The 20,399-nt window shown below is 64.2% G+C and carries 23 protein-coding genes; 9 read left to right on the top strand and 14 right to left on the bottom strand.

Annotated features, from left to right (window positions below):
* Positions 1–20 precede the first annotated feature (20 nt).
* The 3 genes from CSC67_RS12275 to sugE all read right to left on the bottom strand — a co-directional run bounded on the left by CSC67_RS12275 (position 21) and on the right by sugE (position 2,608).
* A complete protein-coding gene (locus CSC67_RS12275) occupies positions 21–569 on the bottom strand; it encodes a YqaA family protein (protein ID WP_209304321.1) in 549 nt (182 codons plus the stop codon).
* Between the two features lie 350 nt (positions 570–919).
* A complete protein-coding gene (locus tag CSC67_RS12270) occupies positions 920–2,137 on the bottom strand; it encodes an MFS transporter (protein WP_245220219.1) in 1,218 nt (405 codons plus the stop codon).
* 156 nt (positions 2,138–2,293) lie between these two features.
* A complete protein-coding gene (gene sugE / locus CSC67_RS12265; RefSeq protein ID WP_118994821.1) occupies positions 2,294–2,608 on the bottom strand; it encodes a quaternary ammonium compound efflux SMR transporter SugE in 315 nt (104 codons plus the stop codon).
* Between the two features lie 281 nt (positions 2,609–2,889).
* On the opposite strand from sugE, the gene CSC67_RS12260 reads away from it, so the two are divergent.
* Positions 2,890–5,022, top strand: coding sequence for a TonB-dependent receptor (locus tag CSC67_RS12260; RefSeq protein ID WP_118994820.1), 2,133 nt, complete (start codon positions 2,890–2,892; stop codon positions 5,020–5,022).
* Positions 5,022–6,674, top strand: a complete 1,653-nt coding sequence (gene fes / locus CSC67_RS12255; protein ID WP_118994819.1) for an enterochelin esterase — start codon at positions 5,022–5,024, stop codon at positions 6,672–6,674. Before CSC67_RS12260 ends, fes begins: the two co-directional genes overlap by 1 nt.
* A gap of 96 nt (positions 6,675–6,770) precedes the next feature.
* Here the strand turns inward: fes and CSC67_RS12250 are convergent, their stop codons facing one another.
* Genes CSC67_RS12250 through CSC67_RS12240 form a run of 3 tightly spaced genes read right to left on the bottom strand, consistent with a single transcriptional unit; the run spans position 6,771 to position 8,997 of the window.
* On the bottom strand, positions 6,771–8,414 hold the full coding sequence (locus CSC67_RS12250; RefSeq protein WP_245220218.1) for a PepSY-associated TM helix domain-containing protein: 1,644 nt from the start codon (positions 8,412–8,414) through the stop codon (positions 6,771–6,773).
* Positions 8,411–8,740 (bottom strand): hypothetical protein, encoded by a 330-nt coding sequence (locus CSC67_RS12245; protein WP_245220217.1) that lies wholly within the window; start codon positions 8,738–8,740, stop codon positions 8,411–8,413. Before CSC67_RS12245 ends, CSC67_RS12250 begins: the two co-directional genes overlap by 4 nt.
* Positions 8,737–8,997, bottom strand: a complete 261-nt coding sequence (locus CSC67_RS12240; protein WP_118994818.1) for a hypothetical protein — start codon at positions 8,995–8,997, stop codon at positions 8,737–8,739. The genes CSC67_RS12245 and CSC67_RS12240 overlap by 4 nt, the downstream gene beginning before the upstream one ends.
* 250 nt (positions 8,998–9,247) lie before the next feature.
* Here CSC67_RS12240 and CSC67_RS12235 point away from each other — a divergent pair, with 250 nt between their 5' ends.
* Positions 9,248–9,676: a RidA family protein gene (locus CSC67_RS12235; protein WP_118994817.1), complete on the top strand. Its 429-nt coding sequence runs from the start codon at positions 9,248–9,250 to the stop codon at positions 9,674–9,676.
* On the opposite strand, the gene CSC67_RS12230 is transcribed toward CSC67_RS12235, so the two are convergent.
* Entirely contained in the window at positions 9,673–10,575 is a 903-nt protein-coding gene (locus CSC67_RS12230) for a LysR family transcriptional regulator (RefSeq protein WP_118994816.1), read from the bottom strand. The genes CSC67_RS12235 and CSC67_RS12230 overlap by 4 nt on opposite strands.
* Before the next feature lie 111 nt (positions 10,576–10,686).
* On the opposite strand from CSC67_RS12230, the gene CSC67_RS12225 reads away from it, so the two are divergent.
* Positions 10,687–11,391 carry a pirin family protein gene (locus tag CSC67_RS12225; protein ID WP_118994815.1) on the top strand — a complete coding sequence of 235 codons (705 nt, stop codon included), beginning with the start codon at positions 10,687–10,689 and terminating at the stop codon, positions 11,389–11,391.
* 71 nt (positions 11,392–11,462) lie between these two features.
* Here CSC67_RS12225 and CSC67_RS12220 read toward each other — a convergent pair whose 3' ends face one another.
* Positions 11,463–11,915, bottom strand: a complete 453-nt coding sequence (locus tag CSC67_RS12220; protein ID WP_118994814.1) for a hemerythrin domain-containing protein — start codon at positions 11,913–11,915, stop codon at positions 11,463–11,465.
* Between the two features lie 187 nt (positions 11,916–12,102).
* Here CSC67_RS12220 and serA point away from each other — a divergent pair, with 187 nt between their 5' ends.
* On the top strand, positions 12,103–13,305 hold the full coding sequence (gene serA / locus CSC67_RS12215; RefSeq protein ID WP_118994813.1) for a phosphoglycerate dehydrogenase: 1,203 nt from the start codon (positions 12,103–12,105) through the stop codon (positions 13,303–13,305).
* A gap of 71 nt (positions 13,306–13,376) precedes the next feature.
* Here the strand turns inward: serA and CSC67_RS12210 are convergent, their stop codons facing one another.
* Genes CSC67_RS12210 through CSC67_RS12200 form a run of 3 tightly spaced genes read right to left on the bottom strand, consistent with a single transcriptional unit; the run spans position 13,377 to position 15,429 of the window.
* On the bottom strand, positions 13,377–13,823 hold the full coding sequence (locus CSC67_RS12210) for an RrF2 family transcriptional regulator (protein WP_118994812.1): 447 nt from the start codon (positions 13,821–13,823) through the stop codon (positions 13,377–13,379).
* The gene (locus CSC67_RS12205) at positions 13,820–15,028 is read right to left on the bottom strand and encodes an NnrS family protein (RefSeq protein ID WP_118994811.1); all 1,209 of its coding nucleotides are present in this window, start codon (positions 15,026–15,028) and stop codon (positions 13,820–13,822) included. The genes CSC67_RS12210 and CSC67_RS12205 overlap by 4 nt, the downstream gene beginning before the upstream one ends.
* On the bottom strand, positions 15,025–15,429 hold the full coding sequence (locus tag CSC67_RS12200; RefSeq protein WP_118994810.1) for a group III truncated hemoglobin: 405 nt from the start codon (positions 15,427–15,429) through the stop codon (positions 15,025–15,027). Before CSC67_RS12200 ends, CSC67_RS12205 begins: the two co-directional genes overlap by 4 nt.
* 359 nt (positions 15,430–15,788) lie before the next feature.
* On the opposite strand from CSC67_RS12200, the gene CSC67_RS12195 reads away from it, so the two are divergent.
* Positions 15,789–16,826 carry a glycosyltransferase family 2 protein gene (locus CSC67_RS12195; protein ID WP_118994809.1) on the top strand — a complete coding sequence of 346 codons (1,038 nt, stop codon included), beginning with the start codon at positions 15,789–15,791 and terminating at the stop codon, positions 16,824–16,826.
* Positions 16,827–16,938: 112 nt separating this feature from the next.
* On the opposite strand, the gene CSC67_RS12190 is transcribed toward CSC67_RS12195, so the two are convergent.
* Entirely contained in the window at positions 16,939–17,337 is a 399-nt protein-coding gene (locus CSC67_RS12190) for a GtrA family protein (protein ID WP_118994808.1), read from the bottom strand.
* A 24-nt stretch (positions 17,338–17,361) separates the two neighbouring features.
* On the opposite strand from CSC67_RS12190, the gene CSC67_RS12185 reads away from it, so the two are divergent.
* The 3 genes from CSC67_RS12185 (at position 17,362) to CSC67_RS12175 (ending at position 19,192) form a co-directional block, all read left to right on the top strand.
* On the top strand, positions 17,362–18,189 hold the full coding sequence (locus tag CSC67_RS12185; protein ID WP_245220216.1) for a ChbG/HpnK family deacetylase: 828 nt from the start codon (positions 17,362–17,364) through the stop codon (positions 18,187–18,189).
* A gap of 64 nt (positions 18,190–18,253) precedes the next feature.
* Positions 18,254–18,595, top strand: coding sequence for a protein tyrosine phosphatase family protein (locus CSC67_RS12180; protein WP_118994807.1), 342 nt, complete (start codon positions 18,254–18,256; stop codon positions 18,593–18,595).
* A 132-nt stretch (positions 18,596–18,727) separates the two neighbouring features.
* On the top strand, positions 18,728–19,192 hold the full coding sequence (locus CSC67_RS12175) for a universal stress protein (RefSeq protein ID WP_118994806.1): 465 nt from the start codon (positions 18,728–18,730) through the stop codon (positions 19,190–19,192).
* 117 nt (positions 19,193–19,309) lie between these two features.
* Here the strand turns inward: CSC67_RS12175 and CSC67_RS12170 are convergent, their stop codons facing one another.
* Positions 19,310–19,567 carry a formate dehydrogenase subunit delta gene (locus CSC67_RS12170; protein WP_118994805.1) on the bottom strand — a complete coding sequence of 86 codons (258 nt, stop codon included), beginning with the start codon at positions 19,565–19,567 and terminating at the stop codon, positions 19,310–19,312.
* Complete coding sequence (gene fdhD / locus CSC67_RS12165) at positions 19,564–20,331, bottom strand: formate dehydrogenase accessory sulfurtransferase FdhD (RefSeq protein ID WP_425337653.1); 768 nt, start codon at positions 20,329–20,331, stop codon at positions 19,564–19,566. Before fdhD ends, CSC67_RS12170 begins: the two co-directional genes overlap by 4 nt.
* Positions 20,332–20,399: the final 68 nt, after the last annotated feature.

The following is a 20,399-nucleotide window of genomic DNA, read 5'->3' as shown; positions in this document are numbered from 1 at the left end:
ACAGGCCTGCGCCGCATGCTTCAGTTCAGGGCCGACCATGCAGCCACGGCGGCCACAAGCGCCACCATGGTCCAGCCTATCCGGTCGACATATCGATGAAGCAGGGCCTCCATGCGGGGTCCGCCCCAGGCAAGCAGACCGGCGACCAAGAAAAAACGCATCCCTCTTCCGATGAGCGAAGCCAGCATGAAGGGGCCCAGTGTCATCGCCATCGCGCCGCCGGCAATGGTGAACACTTTGTAGGGAATAGGCGAGAAGCCGGCAACGAATATGGCCCAGAAACCGTAGTCTTTGAACCATTGGACGGCTGTCCCGTAAGCGGGGAAATAGCTGGTCGTCCGCAGCCAGGGCAGGATCGCGTCGATAGCGAAGTACCCGATCAGGTAGCCAAAGAATCCGCCGATCACGGAAGCGAGCGTGGTGAGCAGGGCCAGGCGCCACGCACGCTTGGGATCGGCCATGCACATGGGGGCCAGCATGACGTCGGGCGGAACGGGAAAGAACACCGACTCGGAAAAACTGAGCGTTACCAGATACCAGGGTGCTTTGGGATGCCGCGACCAATTCATCGCGTATGCGTAAAGGGGCGAGAAGATTCGCATTGAGCTTGGGTATGAGGAAAGACAGGGCTGCGGTCATAGCCCGCGATAGCGGGTGCTGCAAGACGATGCTAACTCAATTCTTTTCCCTCAAGCCGATACATTTGACTGCATGTGTGCCGGATGATTTCATAGCAAGCTCGTCCGCATCGGCAGCTACAAGGCCGGCGCGGGGAAGATGACGAGCAGCGGATGACCAAGCCTCCGCTGACCAATAGCGGCCCGTATTTCGGTGAATCAGGTATCCCGCTCCTCGATTCAACCGGGTCGTGACGTCCGTCCGAAACAGGCTCTCGCCCATCAGTATCAGCCATATCCGCTCATCGGGTCCGGCCGGACGCCGGCGTGGAAGCGGCGGCCTGCCGCTCGATGCGTACCGACACCATCAGCAAGGCCAGGCCTCCGAGCGCCAGCAGGGAACCCACCCAGCCGGTCGAGGTCCAGCCCAGTCCGTGGGAGATCGCCAGCCCGCCCAGGAAAGGTCCCAGGGCGTTCGCCAGGTTGAAGGCGGAGTGGTTCAGCGCGGCGGCCAGGCCCTGGGCGTTTCGGGCGACGTCCATGAGACGGGTCTGCAGCACGGTGCCCAGCGAGCCGCCGATGCCGATGAGAAAGACGGTGAGGGAAATCGTCCAGACGTTGTAGGCGGTAAAGGTGAAAAGGCCCGTGGCGATGGCGCTCCACACCAGCAGGCCCATGGCGGTGGGCAGTTGGGCCCGGTCGGCGAAACGGGGCACGACCAGGCTGCCCACCGTCATGCCCACGCCGAAAAGGCCCAGCACGAGCGGTACGGTCGCCGGCGAGACCTCGGTCACCTCGACCAGGATGTCGGCCAGGTAGGTATAGACGGCGAACATGCCGCCAAAGCCCACGGCGCCCACGGCCAGTGTGAGCCAGACCTGCCCGCGCTTGAGCGCATCCAGTTCGCGCAGTGGGCTGGCTCCCGAGCTTGCGGGGGTGAGCGGCGCCAGCAGGGCCACCATCACGGCCGTCAGCAGCCCCGCCGCCGCGACCAGCACGAAGCCCCAGCGCCATCCGGCCGCCTGTCCGAGCCAGTTGGCTAGGGGGACGCCAACGATGGTGGCAATGGTCAGACCCAGGAACATGCGGCCGACAGCCTGGTTGCGCTGCTTCAACGGCACCAGCGATACCGCCATCAGGGCGGCGACGCCGAAGTAGGCGCCATGAGGTAGGCCGCTGAGAAAACGCAGCACCAGCAGCGATTCGAAACTGGGCGCCCAGGCGCAGAGCGCATTGAATACGGCGAAGGCGCCCATCAGCCACACCAGCAGCGTGCGCCTCGCCACGCGCGCGCCCAATACCGTGAGAACGGGCGCGCCCACCACGACGCCCAGGGCATAGGCGCTGATCGCGTGTCCGGCCGTAGGCGCATCCACGCCCAGGTCCCGGGCGAAATAGGGCAGCAGGCTCATGGTGGCGAATTCCGTCGTGCCGATGGCGAAGGCGCCGATGGCCAGGGCGAAGATCACCCAGCCGGGAGAGGGTTTCCGGGCGGGGCGGGTGGAAGAAGATATGCTCACGAGGAAGTGGAATGAGGGAAAACCCTTATTCTACTTCCCATGGCCTGATATGGCGCGCTTAACCCGCCTGCGGCGTGCCTACCCGAATGAACGCGTGTTGCTTGCGGCGCAAAGCCGCGGCGGGCGATACGAGCACGAACGCGGCGGTTCGGCCTTCTACGATGCCATTTTCATGAGGATCAAGCCGCTCACGATCAGGCCGGCCGCGACGATGCGCAGCAGGTTCGCGGGTTCGCCCAGCACCATCAGGCCCACCACGAAGGCGCCGACGGCGCCGATGCCGGTCCAGATGGTGTAGGCGGTTCCGAGCGGCAGGCTGCGCATCGAAAACGACAGCAGTCCGAAGCTGGCGAACATGGCGACAAGCGTGATGATGGAGGGAGTCAGCCTGGTGAAGCCGTGCGACTGTTTCATGTAGAAGGCCCAGACGACCTCCAGCAAGCCGGCCAGGGTGAGTGAAATCCAAGCCATGCGGTTCTCCTTGAGAAAGCCGGGCCGTCCCGAATGGCTCTGAAGGCGGGGTCGTCCCCGCCTCGGAATGATAACTCCAAGCTTCCCGTTCAGAAGCAATGCCGGCTATGACCGACGCAATATCGTTGTATGGCTGCTACGTCCGCCTTGCAGAGGTTTCTATTAATGATAATAATTATCGTTGTGATTCCTAAATTAGAACTGGCGGTCCAAGCCACACGACTCACATTCGCTCATACGCTTCAAAAAAGCTTTCCAAAAAACTCAACCGGATTTCAATCATGCTCAAACAACCCCCGTGCGCCTTCAACGCTTCGGTCGGCTTTGCTATTGTGCTGGCCGTGCTGGGCGCCCTCGGCGGCGCCCACGCACAGTCGACGCAGACGCTTCCTTCCATCACCGTCCAGGGCGATGGCGAGGATTTCCTGCCGCCCGCGGCGCCCGGCGGCCAGGCCGCAACGGGCGGCCGGCTGGGCATGCTGGGCAATGTCGACGTGCTCGATGCTCCCGTCACGATCAACTCGTACACTTCGCAGGTCATCCAGGAGAAGCAGGCCCGCACGCTGGCCGATGTATTGCAGAACGACCCCTCGGTGCGATTCACCACCAACAGCGGCCACATGCTCGAGCACTTCACGATACGCGGGCTGGACGTAAGCGGCCCTTCGGTAGCGCTCAACGGTCTGTACGGCATTGCGCCCAAGGGGCACATTCCCACCGAATTTCTCGAGCGCGTCGAAGTGCTGCGCGGCCCCAGCGGCCTGTTGAGCGGCATGGCGCCGGTGGACAATCTCGGCGGCACCGTCAATGTGGTGACCAAGCGCGCCACGGCAGAGCCCATTACGAATTTCACCACATCTTATTCCTCGGACAGCTATTTCCAGGGGCATGCCGACGTGGGGCGCCGCTTTGGAGACGACCAGCGGTTGGGCCTGCGCTTCAATGGCGCGTACGGCTCGGGCGACACCGGCGTCGCCGATCAGAAGAAAGGGCGGCGCCTGGGCGCGCTGGCGCTGGATTACCAGGGCGACAATTGGGGCCTGGCGCTGGACGCATACACCTCGCGCGAGAAGATCGAGAACGGCAGCCAGGGCATGTACGGACTCGTCGCCACGCGCCGTGCGGTCGTAGGCCTGGGCGAGCTGGTCGACGTGCCGGACGCCGACAGCAATATGTTCAAGGGCACGCACGGCACGTATGAAGACAACGGCTTTGCGCTGCGCGGCGATCTGAAGCTCAATGACAATCTCAGCGCCTATGCGGCGGTGGGGGCGGCCAACAGTTCCGGCAAGGGACTGATGTTCGGCACCCGCGTCATCGTCACCGACCCGGATGGAACGGCGGCCGGCTATGTCTACAACGTCAATACGGTCACGCGCGGCCGCACGGCCGAAACCGGCCTGAAAGGGCGCTTCAACACGGGCGGCGTGGTGCACAATGTAGTGGCGTCGGCGTCGTGGCTGAACTACAAAGAGGGCACGGCCAACAACCCCAACGAAGGCTGGCCGCAGAACATCTACAACCCGGTCGCCCCGCCGATGTTCCCGGACGATCCGGGCGTGCCCGACTATTCGGTCGACAACGTCATGACATCGTTCGCCCTGGCCGACACGCTGGACATCGCCGAAGGCCGGGTGCTGCTGACCTTGGGCGCGCGCCTGCAGCGCGTCAGGCAGAAGCTGGCCGACTACGACGAGTCGCGGCTGTCGCCTTCGGTGGGCGTGGTCGTCAAGCCCTGGGGAGAAAACACCTCGCTGTTCGCCAACTATATGGAAGGCCTCTCGCCCGGCGAAACCGTGCCGGACAACGGACAGTATGTGAACGCCGGACAGACATTCAAGCCCTTGCAAACCAAACAGGCGGAGGTGGGCGTCAAGCAGCGCCTGGGCGGCTTTACGCACTCGGTCAGCGCTTTCCAGATCGATCGGCCCACGGTGATAGACGAAGACGTCGACGGCGGACGCATGATGGTCGAGGGCGGCAAGCAGCGCCTGCGCGGCGTGGAATGGAGCATGTTCGGCAAGATTACGCCTTCGCTGAGCGTGCTGGGCGGCATTTCCTACCTGGATGCGCGCCAGCGCGACACGGGCCTGCGGACTTTTGCCGCGCCCAAATGGACCGCCAACCTCGGGCTCGATTGGGAAACCCCGGTCACCGGCCTGAGCGTGGGCGGACGCGTCGTCTATACCGGCAAGCAATGGGCCGATACGGGCAATACGCTGGAGCTGCCCGACTGGCACCGCTTCGACCTGAACGCGCGCTATGCCACCAAGGTCGCGGGCACTCCGGTCACCTTCAATCTGTATGTCGAGAACCTCACCGACCGCCAGTATTGGTCCGGCCTGTTCACCAGCGGCTACTTGATGCCGGCTTCGCCGCGCACGATCCGCCTGGCGGCTACCTTCCAGTTCTGATGGCGATGCTGCCGTGGCGCCGCGCCCCGAAACTGGCCCTGGGCGTGGCGCTGAGTCTGTGGGTCTGGGCCGCCGGCGCCGGCGCCCCGCCGGCGTTGGAGGTCGGACGCAGTGTGCAGGGCCGGGTGCCCATGGCCGGCGCTCATGTGTTCAGCCTGGACGTGCCGGCGGGCTACGTCGTCCAGGGCGAATTCCATGGCCGCAATGCCGTGCTCGACCTGCAGGACGAAGGCGGAGCGCACCTGCGCCGCCTGGGCCGCGCCGACACCACCGCGCAGGAATGGATGTGGGTTGCATCGAAAGCGCCGCGGCGTCTTGCGGTGCGGCAAGTGGGCGGCGCTCCCGGCACGTTCGAGCTGCATCTGGTCAGAACGTTGGCGCCTCGGGCCGAGCCCGGCGGCGGCGAAGCGTCCAAACTCGAAAGCCCCGGATTGCGCTCGCTGCAGCAGGCCCTGGCGGCCGGCGCAGGCACCGACGCATTCTGGGTGGAAAGGGCGCGTGCCGGCACCCCTCTGGTGGAGCCCTTGCCTGACGGCGAATCGCTCGTTACTTTCCTATGGCGGGGGGAGGGCGACAATGTGCGCCTCTTCGGCAGTCCCTCGGGCAATCACGACCCCATGCGGCGACTGGGCGACAGCGATGTCTGGTGGGCCACGTTTCGCATGCCCGACACCGCGCGTCTCAGCTACCGCATTGCGCCTGATGTGCCGCGCGTGCAAGGCAGCCCCATGGACCAGCGGCGCGTCATCCTGGCGACCGCGCAGCGCGATCCCTTGAACCCCCATGTCTTTCCCGATACGGAGGACACGCGCATCGATGTGTACCAGGGCTCATCCGTGCTGACGCTGCCGGATGCGCCGCCCCAGCCATGGGTGGCGCGCAGGGCGGGGCGGGCGTCGGGTACGCTGGCCCGGCATGAATTCGACAGCGCCGTGCTGGGCAACCGGCGCGACATATGGGTCTACCGGCCCGCGGCGCCCGAGGCGCTGCTGGTGCTGTTCGACGCCCACGCCTATGTCGAGCAGGTGCCCACGCCGGCGATCGTCGACAACCTGATGGCGGAAGGCTTGATACCGTCCACCGCCGTGGTGCTCATCGGCAATGCCGGCCCCGAGGCGCGGGGGCGCGAACTGCCGCCGAACGAGCCGTTCGCCCGTTTCCTGGACGAAGAATTGATGCCCTGGGTCGAGAGGCAGGGCCTTGCGCAGCCGCCTGCGCGCACAGTGATAGCGGGCTCCAGCTACGGCGGGTTGGCATCCGCCTACGCGGGCCTGCGCAGCCCGCATCGTTTCGGCAATGTGTTGAGCCTGTCGGGCTCGTACTGGTGGTCGCCGGACGGCGATGTCCCCGGCTGGATGATGCGCCAGTATGCCAAGGAGCCGGCCAGGAAGCTGCGCTTCTATCTGGATGCCGGCCGCTATGAGGCCAGCCGCGGCGGGCGCGACGGCATACTCGAAACCAGCCGCCACCTGGGCGACGTGCTGCGCGCCAAGGGGTATGCGGTGACCCAGGTGGAGCATGATACCGGGCACGATTACCTGCATTGGCAGGGCTCGCTGGGCTGCGGCCTGGTCGCGCTGCTCAATCCGTCCGCATACGAGAGCGGCTTGCCAGGCTGCGCTCAAGATGTCGCCAGGCCGGATCGATTCTAGGTTTCATCGGCTCCGGGCCTATTGACGCTGGAAGAGCATCGGGCGGTGAGCGGCCCTCCGGCTCCGGACGTTAAGGCGTGCTGCTTCGAAGGCCCGTCACGCCCGTGCCAGCGCCCAGACGCTGTCGGGCTGGCCGTGCTTCTGGCGCCGGCGGGTTGCGCGGGCCATGCATGCCAGGCATGCCGCGCCCGCGAGGGCGCCGATGTCCACCGCCGTGGCCGCTGGCGATGTATTGGCCCACAGCCCCGAGGCGGGCGCGAGCCATCCGAGCAGGCTGGTCAGGGGAATGGCGGCCGTTGCCGCGGCGCCAAGCCATAGCAGCTCCACAGCGCCGCGCGAGGCGCCACGCGCGAAGGCCCAGGCAATGCTCAGGAAGAACACGGCGTAGTACACGATGACGTGCCAGGTGTTCAGGCTGGCGACGTGTCCGTGCAGCCATTTGCCCGCCGCCAGGCTGGTCGAGACGCCCGCGATGCAGCCCAGGCAGACGCCTACGGTTAGCGCCGACATGACCCGCACCGAGGTCTTCTGCTCCGGCAGGCCCGCATTCTGCGCGCGGCGCCGGCGCGACTCTATCCAGAGCAGATTGCCCGAATAGAACAGGAAGGCCCCGCTGATGGCGAGCAGAAAGTAGATCCATTGCACGGCCGCGCCGCCAAAGGTGGCAAAGTGCAGGGCAAAGAAGACAGTGAGCCAACTGGTCCAGCCATCGGTATGGCCGGGCAGATAGCTGGCGTTGACGATCTCGCCCGTGTAGGGCTGCATGATGGCGAAGGCGTCATAGCGCATCATGTAATCGGGGTCGACCCCATGGACCCACACAGTGGGGCGTTCGCCCTGCAGATTGCGGTAATGCATGTAATGCGGCTCGAAGCCCGGGGACAGCTCGCGCAGGTCGGCCAGCATTCTTGCCGGCGAAGCCAGCGCGGCGGATTGTGCGCCCGGCGCGGCGCCGCCGGGGGTGGATGCCGCCGCCGTGCCGGGCGCCGCAGCGGCCAGGCTGGGCGCGGCCACCCGCGGAGGGGGCAGAGTCCATTGATCCATCATCGCGCCTTCATAGATGAAGACGTCCTGGGTATCGTAGATCTGGTCATGAAATGCGAACACCACCGTGGTCAATGCAATGACGAGGTGGAAAGGCAGGCTGAAGAAACCGACGGCGTTGTGGGAGTCCTTCCACATCAGCTTCAGGTTCTTGCCCAGGCGCAGGGCGAACACGTCCTTGACCAGGCTGGGCAGCAGGATGATCAGGCCCGACACCAGCGCCAGGCCGTACATCATGGCGATGAAGCCGATGGCGAGAATGCCGAGCTCGACGTCGCCGGGCACGAAGCCCGCCGTGCGGTGCAGATTGTCGACCAGGTCGGCGACCGCCGTGGGTTCGCGCTCGCGGACCATCAGCTCGCCCGAGGCATCGAAGTTCGCGAGATACTGCCGCGACCCATCGGGAGTCTTCCATGAAAGCTGGGCGGGCTCGGCATCGGTGGCGCGCAGGTTCAGTGTCAGATCCTTCGCCGCGTCGGGCCGCGCCCTCAGTGTTTCTTCCATGAGCCGGCCGGCATCGTTCACGTCGACGGGGCCGGCGTCCTGCACGGGGGCCGCCACCCAGGCCGCCAGATCGTGCTTGAACACGGTCAAGGCGCCGGCGTAGAAGGCGACGAACAGGGCGAGCCCGGCAATGATTCCCGTCCAGGTGTGGACCGCCTTGTAGATGTCGAGGACGTCTTTCCTGATCTTCATGGGGCCAATACCTTGAACAGTGCGAAACCCAGCACGCTTGCACCGCCCAGCCAGAGCCAGGCGCGCAGCGCGTCGCGGAACAGATAGCAGAATGACAGCACCGCCAGCCAGATCGGCGGCACCATCCACATGGCGATCTGGTACTTGTCGTAGACGGTGTTGTGCTTGGTGTCGGGCAGCATGAAAAAGCCGCTGGCGATCAAGGCAAGGGCCAAGCCGCACAGACTCCCCGCCAGGGTCTTGCCCAGCCAGCCTTTGCCGAGGTCGTTGCGTTGTTTGGCGCGGCCTGCGTGGCGTGGTGCTTCCTTGCTGCGTGTATGGCTCATTGCCGGCCTCTCTTGTAGATACCCACGAAGGGAAAGCAGGACCAGAGAAGCATCAGCAGCGTCAGGAAGATGAATATGCCCGTGTCGAGCCGGGTGGCGTGTGTCCATGCCGCCAGGCCCAGAAGCAGCAAGAGCGCCGAGGCCGGCGCGGCCGCCTTGAGCGGCAGGGGGTTGAGGCGCCAGCGCTGGTGGCGGCACCCCAGATAAAAGCATGCGGCGCCCGCGAGCGTCAGCATGAAAGCCAGAAAACCGGACATGGTACTTTTCTACGATGAAGTGGCCCGCAAGAGAGGCGTTTTAAACAGTAATGATAATGGTTGTTGTTTTCATGCGTGTGCCATTGTATGGGATTTCTCGAATTTTTGCGGCATGGTCCGAGGGCGGTTGATGCCAGAGCGGCGCAGCGGCAAGCGCTTCCGCAACGGATGTGCCGGCGCCGCGTTGACGTTGCCGGGGCTGCCTTCCTATACTCGTGCGACTACAACTCAACTGGATAGGAGAAGCATCTTGAATCAAGCGTCCAACACCGGACTCGTGGCGGGCAAGGCCACCCCTCGGGGCAAGTTCCCCCACATCCGCCGCGCGGGAGATTTCCTGTTCGTGTCCGGAACCAGCTCGCGCCGTCCCGACAACAGCATCGTGGGCGCGCAGGCAGATGCCATGGGCACCACCCAGCTCGACATCCGCGAGCAGACGCGGGCCGTCATCGAGAACATCAAGGACATCCTCGCCAGCGAAGGGGCATCGCTGGCCGACGTGGTCGAGATCAGCAGCTATCTCGTCAACATGAACGATTTCGGCGGCTACAACGAAGTGTATGGCCAGTACTTCGATGTCGACGGCCCGACGCGCACCACGGTGGCCGTGCACCAATTGCCGCATCCCCACCTGCTGATCGAGATCAAGGCAATCGCCTACAAGCCGGCAAAGGCCTAGGGCCTTTCTTCCAGCACTTTCTTGAAGAGTTCGACGAAGGCGCGTGTGCGCTCGGGCAGCAGCCGCCGGCCCGGCATGACGCACCACACTGTCATGGTGGGCAGCGACCATTCCGGCAGCACCGGCAGCAGGGCGCCCGACTCGGTGTGGGCGCGCGCGAATCTTTCGGACAGCCCCACGATGCCCATCCCCTCGATGGCAAGCGCCTGCAGCAGGCCCATGCTGTTCGAGGGCAGTATGCAGTCGGGGGCGCCCTGCCATTGTTCGGCGCCTCGGGAAAGGCGCCAGGGCTGGGCTTCTCCGCTGCTGGGAATCACCATCAACCCCGTGTGCTTTGCCAGGTCGGCCGGTTCGCGGGGCATGCCGTGCGCGGACACATAAGCGGGGCTGGCGTACAGGGCATTGCGAAGCACGGCGATTTGGCGAGCGATCAGTGTGCCGTCGTCGGGCAGGCGGTCGGCGATGCGCACCGCGACGTCGAAGCGCTCGGCAATCAGGTCGACACGCCGCGATGAAAGGTCGAGCTCCAGCCTGACCTGCGGATAGCTGCGGCGGAACTCGCAGATCAACGGCACCACCGACAGTTCATTGAACTCGGGCGGCAGGGACGCGCGCAGCGTTCCCTGAGGAATCACCTGGCGATGCAGGGCCAGCGATTTGGCCGCTTCAGTTTCGTCGAGCAGGCGGCGCGCATGTTCGAGGATGCGTTCGCCGAAGTCTGTGATGGCGAGCTTGCGCGTGCTGCGCGTCAGCAGGCGTTCGCCCAGTTGATTCTCGAGCTGCATGATGCGGCGGGACAACGTGGATTTCGGCAGGCCGGTGCGCTCGGCAGCCTGCGAAAAACTGCCGGCCTCGATGACATGGGCGAAAAGAATCAGATCATTGGCTGTCAGAGGCATGGCATCGGCCCATTGTTCCAAAATTGAAATAATAATAACCGAACCCAGGGCTATTTGTTCGTCCTGAAGGCCAATAGAATGGTAGGCATCAACACATACGGAGGTATCCCCATGCTTACCATCAGAAGAAGCGAAGAGCGGGGCGTTGCCGAGCACGGCTGGCTCAGCTCCCGGCATACGTTCTCGTTCGCCGATTATCACGACCCGCGCCACATGGGCGTGGGCCCTTTGCGCGTCATCAACGAAGATCGCGTGCAGCCGGGCAAGGGATTCGGCGCCCATGGCCATCGCGACATGGAAATCATCTCTTATGTGCTGGATGGCGAGTTGGCGCACCAGGACAGCATGGGCACGGGCTCGGTCATCCGCCATGGCGACGTGCAGCGCATGAGCGCGGGCAGCGGCGTCAGGCACAGCGAGTTCAACCATTCGGAAACGGATCCGGTGCACTTCCTGCAGATCTGGATCATGCCCGATGTCGCCGGCGTCCAGCCCAGCTACGAGCAGAAGTATTTCGATTCCGAGTCGAAGCGGGGGCGGCTGCGCCTGATCGCCTCGGCCGACGGCCGGGACGGCTCTGTGCGCATTCACCAGGATGCCAGCGTCTATGCCTCCCTGCTCGAGCAAGGCGACAGGCCGCTGGTGCACGAGCCGGCGCCGGGGCGCCTCGTGTATGTGCACGTAGCGCGCGGCGGTCTATCCGTGAATGGCGTGAAGCTTTCGGCGGGCGATGCCGCCACCATCGATGACGGATCGCAGGTGGTTCTGTCGGATGCGGAACGGGCCGAGGTGTTGTTGTTCGACCTGCCCGTGTAAGCTTTGCGCGGCTGCGGCGGTCGCCGCCAGCGCGGCGGCGGCCAAAGCCGGCCGCGTCGGCCTGACGCCGGTCAGGCGTCGTCGTGGTTGGCTACGCCGCGGCGCACGACGATGGGCACGCCGCCCAATTGCTTCTTGGACACCCACTGCGCCAGCGATGCGTCGAGATAGTCCGTATGGCCGGGAAACCAGCGCGCCAGTTCGACGGCCAGGCGGCGTGCTTCGTCGGGGGCGCCGCCGCCTTCGACGTAGGCGGCCACTTCGCGCATCGAGGTCAGGACGGCATTATGCTCGTTGGTGTGGCATTCGGTGGCGGGGAAGCTGGTCTTCTGCATCCAGGCTTCTTCTTGCGAGAAGTGCTGCTCGCTGTGGACGATGAGTTCTTTCAGGCGGCCCAGCAGGGCTTCGTCCGGAGCTTGCAGCATGGCGCCCACGATATCGACGAATTCGCGATGAGTGTCGTCCATCGGCGGATAGCCGACGAGGAAAGCGTCCGTCCAGGTGAGTTCGTCGGTCGTGATCATGGCGGTTCTAGAGATGGATGGGCGTGTGGCGCGTTGCGTGCGCCGGTGCCGAAGACGGGCGGTATGGCCCATCGTGCGTGACTTTATCATAACAAGCTTTACCCCTTATCGTCGAAGGGCCGTGGGCGACGAAAGCGGCGCTATGCGTCACAATATGCTTTTGGCCGTTAGCTCTGGAAAGGCACACATGACTCGTATCGTTCTGTTTGAGAATATCCATGCAAGCGCCCGCGAAGTATTCGAAGCGGCGGGCTTTGACGACATCACGACTCACGCTTCGGCCCTGCCGCCCGACATGCTGCGCGACGAATTGCGCGACGCGCACCTGGTGGGCATCCGCTCCCGCACTCATCTCGACGGCGCGCTGCTGGCCGATCTGCCGCAGCTTCGCGCCATCGGCTGCTTCTGCATCGGCACCAACCAGGTCGATCTCGAATCGGCCATGCTGCGCGGCATGCCGGTGTTCAACGCGCCGTTCTCCAATACCCGCTCGGTCGCCGAAATGGTGCTGGGCCAGTCGATACTGCTCTTGCGCCGCATACCCGAAAAAAACGACCGGGTGCACCATGGCTTCTGGGACAAGACCGCCGAAGGCGCCTACGAGGCGCGCGGCAAGACCCTGGGCATCGTCGGCTACGGCAATATCGGCTCGCAAGTGGGCACGCTGGCCGAGGCCGTCGGCATGCGGGTGCTGTTCCACGACATCGAGGCCAAGCTTCCGCTGGGCAATGCGCGCGCCTGCACCACGCTCAAGCAGCTATTGGCCCAGTCCGACGTGGTCACGCTGCACGTGCCGGGCGGCCGCGGCACCCGCAACATCATCGATGCCGAAGCCTTGGCCACCATGCGCAAGGGCGCCATCCTCATCAATGCGTCGCGCGGCACCGTGGTCGATATCGACGCATTGCGCGAGGCCTTGCAGGCCGGGCATCTGTCGGGCGCGGCCATCGACGTGTTCCCCACCGAACCCAAGAGCGTGGACGAACCCCTCGACAGTCCGCTCATCGGCATGCGCAACATCATCCTCACCCCCCATATCGGCGGCAGCACGCAGGAGTCCCAAGAGAACATCGGCAAAGAGGTCGCCGAGAAGCTGGTGCGCTTCATCCAGAGCGGAACCACCAAGGGCGCGGTCAACTTCCCCGAAGTGCCTTACATTGAGCCCGCCGGCGCGGCCCGCATTCTTCACGTGCATCGCAATCTGCCCGGCGCCATGGGCACGCTCAGCAGCCTGATGGCCGAGCACGGGCTCAACATCGTCAGCCAGCAGCTGCAAACGCTTGGGCAGATCGGTTATGTGGTGTCCGATGTCGAAGGCAAGGTCGACGACGCCGTCATGGCCGACCTGCGGGCGCATCCCATCACGGTGCGCTGCGACCTGATCGTCTGAAGCAACGGGGCGGCACGGCCGCCCTTGTTTTTTTTGCCGCCGGGCCGCACAAGGCAAAAAAGCCCCCGGCTTTATTTAACCCAATTCACGACTTGAGCCGGCGAGGCGTCTTCTGTCGGCGCCTTGCTCAGGATATCGGCCAAAGTGTACTGATCCAGGTGCTGCAGAAAAGCCTGCAGCGCGCCATGCACGACGCCTGTCAGGCCGCAGCCGCCGACCAGCGTGCAGCTGTTGTTGGGCCCCAGGCACTCGACCAGCGCCAGGTCGGCCTCGGTGTCGCGCACCACGGCGCCCAGGCGGATATCCTGGGGCGGCATGGCCAGGCGCATGCCGCCGTTCTTGCCCCTTACGGTTTCGAGCCAGCCATGCTGGCTCAGGCGATGGGTGACCTTCATGAGATGGGGTTCGGAAATGCCGTAGGCCCGGGCCACTTCCGAGATGGTGCAAAGCCTGTCGGGGTGCCCGCCCACATACATGAGCAGGCGCATGGCGTAGTCGCTGTGCTGGGTAAGCCTCATAGACGGGGCCTTATAAGCAGGGGCGCGAAGCGCCACAAATACAGAATGAAGGCCGCCACCCATGCGGCGGCCGACGCATGCAGCAGCGGCTGCATGGCGCTGGACGGAACCAGGGCAGCCAGCCGCAGAACCACGGCGAGCAGCATCAGCCAGTAGCTGGCCACCATGCTTTGATCCAGTTGCAGCGGGCGGCCCAGATGGCCCAGGGCGGTGCGCGTGACCATGCCGATGATCAGCACCGAAAAGCCCGCCATGCCGATGACATGCACATGGACGGCTGCGCGCGCAAAGGCCGCCGAGCCGAAGCCCGCCACATGAGCCGCCGCGAGCAGCAGGCCCAGGCCCATGGCCGCATAGCCCAGATACAGAATCCAGAGTATGGGCTTGCGCAGTACGGCTTGCGGCTTCCAGTTGGCGATCTGGTACAGGCCGACGAGACCGGTTGCCGCAAGCGCCAGCGCCATGGGGGCTTTCTGGCCGGCGAGGCCCAGCACGATCGCCAGGATGCCCAGAACCATCTGCGCCTGGCCGCTGCGCGTCAGCATGGGTATGGCCAGGCCCGGAATGGCGCGCATGGCGAAGAAGGGAATGACGCGCCGCGCCACCAGCAGGGCGATCACGGCCATGCAGATCAGGCCGGTTTCGAAATGCTGCATCAGCACCATGTAATTGCCCGACAGCGATGCCCGCAGGTACAGGCAGTTGGCGATGCCCAGGCCCAATACCAGGAAGGGAATGCCATAGTTGCGCTTGCTTTTGCCTTTGAACATGACCCGCAGCAGCGCCAGGGCGCTGAGCAGGAAAAAAGCGGTTTCGGCCGCCGCCGCAACGTAGAAGGCGATATTGCCGCCGGCCAGATAGCCGATGCGGGCCACGAGCCATAGCAGACAGGCGGCGGCCAGGGGCAGCCCCTTGAGGGGATTGACGCCCGTCCAGGTGGCGCTGGCCGTCAGCAGGAAGCCCACCGCGATGGTGGCGACGAAGCCCCACAGCATTTCATGCGCATGCCAGGCCACGCCACTCAGCGGCGCGGAAAGCCATTGCGGCGCATAGATCCATAGCGCGACGGAGAGCAGGGCCCAGGCGCAGCCCGCGATATACAGGGGGCGAAACCCCAGCTCCAGAAAAGCCTCGAGCCGCGGTCCCCGGGGAAGGGGTTCGCCGGGTTCGTGCAAGGAAACCGGGATGGCTCTGGCCTTGGTCATGAAAAGACTTCTGTAAGAGGCTGGTCGGGCTGGTTGTGCAATTGATAGCCATACCACAGGCTGCGCGCGATCCGATGGGCGAAGTCTTCGGCCCTTTGGGCGAAAGCGCGGTTGGGCAGGGTTTGCGTGGTGTCGTGGAACAGGGCCAGCCACTGCTGGAAGAGCTCGGCGCTGAGGTCGGGCAGGGCGATGTGCTTGGGCATGGGCGTGCCATTATACGTGCCCGTGCCGCGCATCAGCGAGGACCAGAAGCTGACCATCTTCTTGAGGTGGGTGTCCCAGTCGCTGATGTGAGCATCGAAGATGGGCCCGAGCTTTGCATCGGCGCGCACGCGGTCGTAAAAGCTGTAAACGAGCGTGGCGATCTCGTCTTCGGTGCAGATTTCGTCTCGAGTGGCCATGCGCGGCTCCGATAAAGCGTCAAGAGGAAGACGCGGGCGGTCAACGATGAGGCTGGACCGGCGCCGCGAACATAAAGATATATTTACAATGAATCTTAAACAAAAGGCCTCTTGACGTCAATGCGGCATCGCGGCGGCAATCGGCATATGGCAGGGGAATCGTTTCTTCGTCCAAAATCCGTAACTGCCCGCCGCTGTTACGTTTTTGTGGCGTCACGCATACAGGCTTACCCTAGATTCGACCGGTTTTCATTGCATGGTTGCCTGGAGTGCTCTACATTGGACGCAACACGCTTGAATTCAAGTTGTTAATTATAGTTGCAAGTTTCGTTACAGTGCTTGCGCTCGCGAGCCCTTCCATGCCCGATAAGATTTCCGAACATCCGTCCTCCATCAGTTGTGTCGTGCCCTGCCTCAACGAAGCGGCCAATCTCGGCGTGCTGGTTCCGAGCCTGGTTTCGGCCCTGTCGCCGCTGGCGACCGCATTCGAAATCATCGTCGTCGACGACGGCAGCACGGACGGCACGCAGGAGCTCCTGGAAACACTCGCGCGGCAGCATCCGCAAGTGGTCTATCTGCAGCTGTCGCGCAACTTCGGCAAAGAGGCCGCCCTCAGCGCGGGGCTCGAGGCCGCGCATGGCCAGGTCGTGGTCACGCTCGATGCCGACCTGCAGCATCCCCCAGCCCTCATCGCCCCCATGCTCAAGCGCTGGCAGCAGGGCATCGACATGGTCTATGCAGTGCGGGCCACGCGCGAAGACGAATCCATCTTCAAGCGGCTGGGCACCAAGTTTTTCTACCGGCTCATGCGTACGTCGGGCGGCCTGACCGTGCCCGAGAACGCCAGCGATTTCCGCCTCATGGACCGCAAGGTGGTCGACGCCCTGCTGCTGCTTCCCGAGCGCAACCGCTTCATGAAGGGGCTTTTCGCCTGGGTCGGCTTCAAGACCGAACCCTACGCCTATGCGCCGCCGCAGCGCCTGTACGGCACCACCAGCTTCAAGCCGTTCAAGCTTTTCCATTTTGCGCTCGACGGCCTTACCTCGTTCACCACCTGGCCGCTGCGCCTGCTCAGCATGGCGGGCATCTGCCTGTCGCTGCTGTCCTTCGCCTATGGGCTGTTCATCGTCGTCAAGTACTTCATCCACGGCGATCCGGTTCAGGGCTGGGCCTCGCTGATCACGGTGGTGCTGTTCTTTGCCGGCATCAATCTCATTTCAATGGGTGTGCTGGGCGAATACATCGCCCGCATATTCGGCGAGGTCAAGAACCGTCCCCTGTACCTGGTCCGCACCCACAAGGGTCAGGGCCTCGGCCAGCGCATATCGCTGACACAGCCCGAATTCTTCGCCGCCGACCGGCGGCCCCAGGCGGTCAACCGCGCCATCAATCAATAGTGGCGCCGGCATGGCCGGTGCGGGCGGCGTCGGGCGCCGCCTTCTCCGCGACGCTTGCCGGCTTCGTTTTCCTTTTCCGCCTCACGAAACCGCCATCCAGTTCAAGGGCGGTTCATGCGCGTCCCGCTTTATGACGGAACGCCCAGAATCGCCCTAGAATGAAGGTCAACATCGCCAGGCCGATCAGTATCATCGCCAGCAGCAGGTCGTAGCGGACGGCCGTGGCGCGAAGCAGATAGGCGTAAGAGAGTTCATTGACGCAGAAACCCACGGCCGACACCACGAAGAAGCGCCACGCGGCGCTGGCCCACGGCCCGCGTTGATGCCTGAAGGTAAAGTTGTAATGACCCAGAAAAGACACGCAGAAGGCCACCAGCCAACCGGCCAGATTGGCCAGCAATGGATCGAGGCCGAATTCGCGCACGCACAGCACCGCCACCAGCCAGTGGGTCAGGGCGGCGGCGCAGCCCGTGGCCACGAACCAGCCTATCTGCCTGAACAGATTGATCATGTGCAGCGGTTTCCGAAAGAGGGTTTGAGCGTCGACAAGGGGATCAAGCGGGTGGTTCTGTGCGCCGATGATTTCGGCATGAGCGAGGCCATCGACACCGGCATCATACGCCTGGCTACCCAGGGCCGTCTCAGCGCCGCGAGCTGCCTGTCGCAGGGCCCCACCTTCGCGCGGCATGCGCCGGCCCTGGCCGAGACGGGCATACAGGCGGGCCTGCACCTGAACTTCACCGAAGCTCTGGGGCAGCCGGGATTGTACCTGCCTCTGCCGGTGCTGATCCGCCGCGCCTATGGCCGCCGGCTCGACGGCGAGGTGGTTCGCAACCAGATTCTCGATCAGCTCGAAGCGTTCGAATCCGTGCTTGGCAGGGCTCCCGACTTCGTCGATGGCCACCAGCATGTCCACCAGCTGCCGCAAATTCGCCATGTCCTGCTCGACGTGCTGGCTCGGCGTTTCACAGGCCGGTCGAGGCCATGGCTGCGCAGCACGCGCCCGGTTCCACGGCTGCCCGCGGGCCAACGGGCCAAGGCGATGATCATCCAGGCCCTGGGTGCGGCGACGTTCAATCACAGTGCCCGTCGATACGGATTTCACTTGAATGCCCGGTTTGCGGGAGTGTATGATTTTCGAGGCGAAGAGGCGGCCTATCGCCGCCTGTTGCCGAACTGGCTGCGGCACATGCGGGACGGCGATCTGCTGATGTGCCATCCGGCCGCCTACGCCGACGCCACCGACCCTCTGGGCCGCCAGCGCCTCGCAGAATTCAATGTGCTGGCCGGAGACGAGGCCGGACATTGGCTGCAGGAAAACAGAATACAAGCACGTCGTGCCCGCTTCGGGCACGACGCCTGATTTCACGCCGCATCCAGCGCCGAAGCCATGGGTGCAAGGCACCGAACAACTATGGAGAAATGCAATGGCAGTCCCTCTCAACCCGCTCAGCGCCGATTTCGCGGTGGCGCCCCAGCTCAGGCCCGACGACATGCAGGCGGTCGCGCAAGCCGGCTATAAAAGCGTCATCATCAACCGGCCCGATTTCGAAGGCGGGGCCGATCAACCCACTTCGGCCGACGTGATGGCCGCTGCGCGCGCCGCCGGCCTGCAGGTGGAATATCAGCCCGTCGTCAGCGGCGCCATGACGCAGCAGGATGTCGAACGCTTCAGCCAGCTGCTCGAAGAACTTCCGGCCCCGGTGCTGGCCTATTGCCGCACCGGCACCCGCTGTACCACGCTTTACCGCGCGGCCAAGGGCGGCTAGTGTCAACAGGCCCTAGGCCCTGGGCTCTGGTTGGCTTGAAGTTGACCAGACGCAAACATCCGCGTTATTACCTGTATGTTTTTGACGCGGTTATGGCTAGGATAGAAGCATCTTTCAACCACGGGAACCGCAATGTTTAAAAAGATACTCATCCCCACCGATGGTTCGCCTCTCGCGGCGCAGGCCGCCAACAAGGGCGTCTGCCTGGCGCGTCAGATCGGTGCCGAAGTCGTTGCCTTGTACGTGACGCAGCCCTTTGCCGCCACGGTCGGCTTCGATGGCATGGCGGCAGCCTACGCCATCACCGACGAAGACTACGAGAAGACGGCCGCCGAACAGGCGCAAAAGTATCTCAAGGCGGTTCTCGACCGTGCGTCCACCGCGGGCGTCACGGCCACTTCCCAAACCGTGTCCAGCTTCAACGTAGCCGACGGCATCGTGCAAGCCGCCGCCGACAACGGCTGCGACCTCATCTTCATCGGCAGCCACGGCCGCACGGGCCTGTCGCGCTTGCTGCTGGGCAGCGTAACCGTCAAGGTGCTTGGCCTGGCGCGTACGGCGGTGCTGGTCTACCGGGTGAAGGATCCGGTGGAATAGCGTTTAGCACTTTATACAAAAAGGCGGCATGATTGCCGCCTTTTTTGCAGCCGGACCCCCATGGCTCGGCGCCCCGGCAAAAAAACCCTTAAAGGGTTTTTTGCGCCATGCGAAATGCTAACTCACCACTCTAGGCGTCAGCTTCTCGCGATTGTTAACAATCGCCTCTTTGACGATCTCGCTCAGCTCGGCGCTTTCCGTGCGGCCCTCGGGATGCTCTGCCAGGAAATCCAGCATCGCGGTACGCATGCGCGGCTCCCAGAACTTCTTGATGTGGTCTGCAATGCTGTCCAGGCCTTCTTGCCGATCGGGCAGGGCTTCGAAGAAATCGCCGATGCGATTGGCCATCTGGATCAGGTGGTCGATATTGTTCATGGTGATTCGTAAGAAATGAGAAATTCGGGATGCGCATAAACGGTGAAGCCGTTCTTGCGCGCAAAACCGGCCAGCAGCACATTAAGGTCGGTGGCCATCTGCACCGCATAAGTGGTGGGGGCCGACACCGCGACCACCGCGGAAATACCCGCCGAGGCCGCCTTTTGCACCATCTCGAAGCTGGCGCGGCTGGAAATCACGGCAAAGCCCGCCGACGTATCGTGGCCTTCGCGCAGCAAATGGCCGATGAGCTTGTCCAGCGCATTATGGCGGCCGACATCCTCGCGCACGGCCTGTATGCGGCCCTGCAGATCGGCCCAGCCCGCCGCGTGCGTCGCCCCCGTCTCCAGGTGCAGCGGCTGAAGGTCGCGCAGCGCCTCGACCGCCGCCGATACCGCCCGCGCATGGACAAAAGCCGGCCGGGCCGGCAGCGCGGGCAGCGTGCGCTGCACCTCGTCCAGGCTTTCCAGCCCGCACAGGCCGCAGCCGGTGCGGCCCGCCAGGCTGCGGCGCCTGAGCTTGAGCTGGTTCAGGCAGGCGCTGGCGATCGTCAGCTGAACCACGATGCCCTTGTCGCGCGTGGCGAGTTCCACGTCGTAGATGTCGCGGGCGGATCGCACCACCCCTTCGGTGTACGAAAAACCGAAGGCGAAGTCTTCGAGATCGCAGGGCGTGGCCAGCACCGTGGCGTGCGAAATGCCGTTGTACTCCAGCGCAATGGGCACTTCGCGGGCCAGTTCGTCCGGCTCGGCGACGAAAGGCATGCCCGGCCCCTGCCGGTGGACGGTATGGGCGGCATGCCCCGCCTGTTCATCAGGCGGGGGCGTGTCGC

This window comes from Pusillimonas caeni (assembly GCF_003545815.1).
In the GTDB taxonomy this organism is placed as follows: Bacteria; Pseudomonadota; Gammaproteobacteria; order Burkholderiales; family Burkholderiaceae_B; genus Pusillimonas; species Pusillimonas caeni.
Note: the sequence above shows the minus strand (reverse complement) of the source record. Positions and strands in the feature narration are given on the sequence as shown.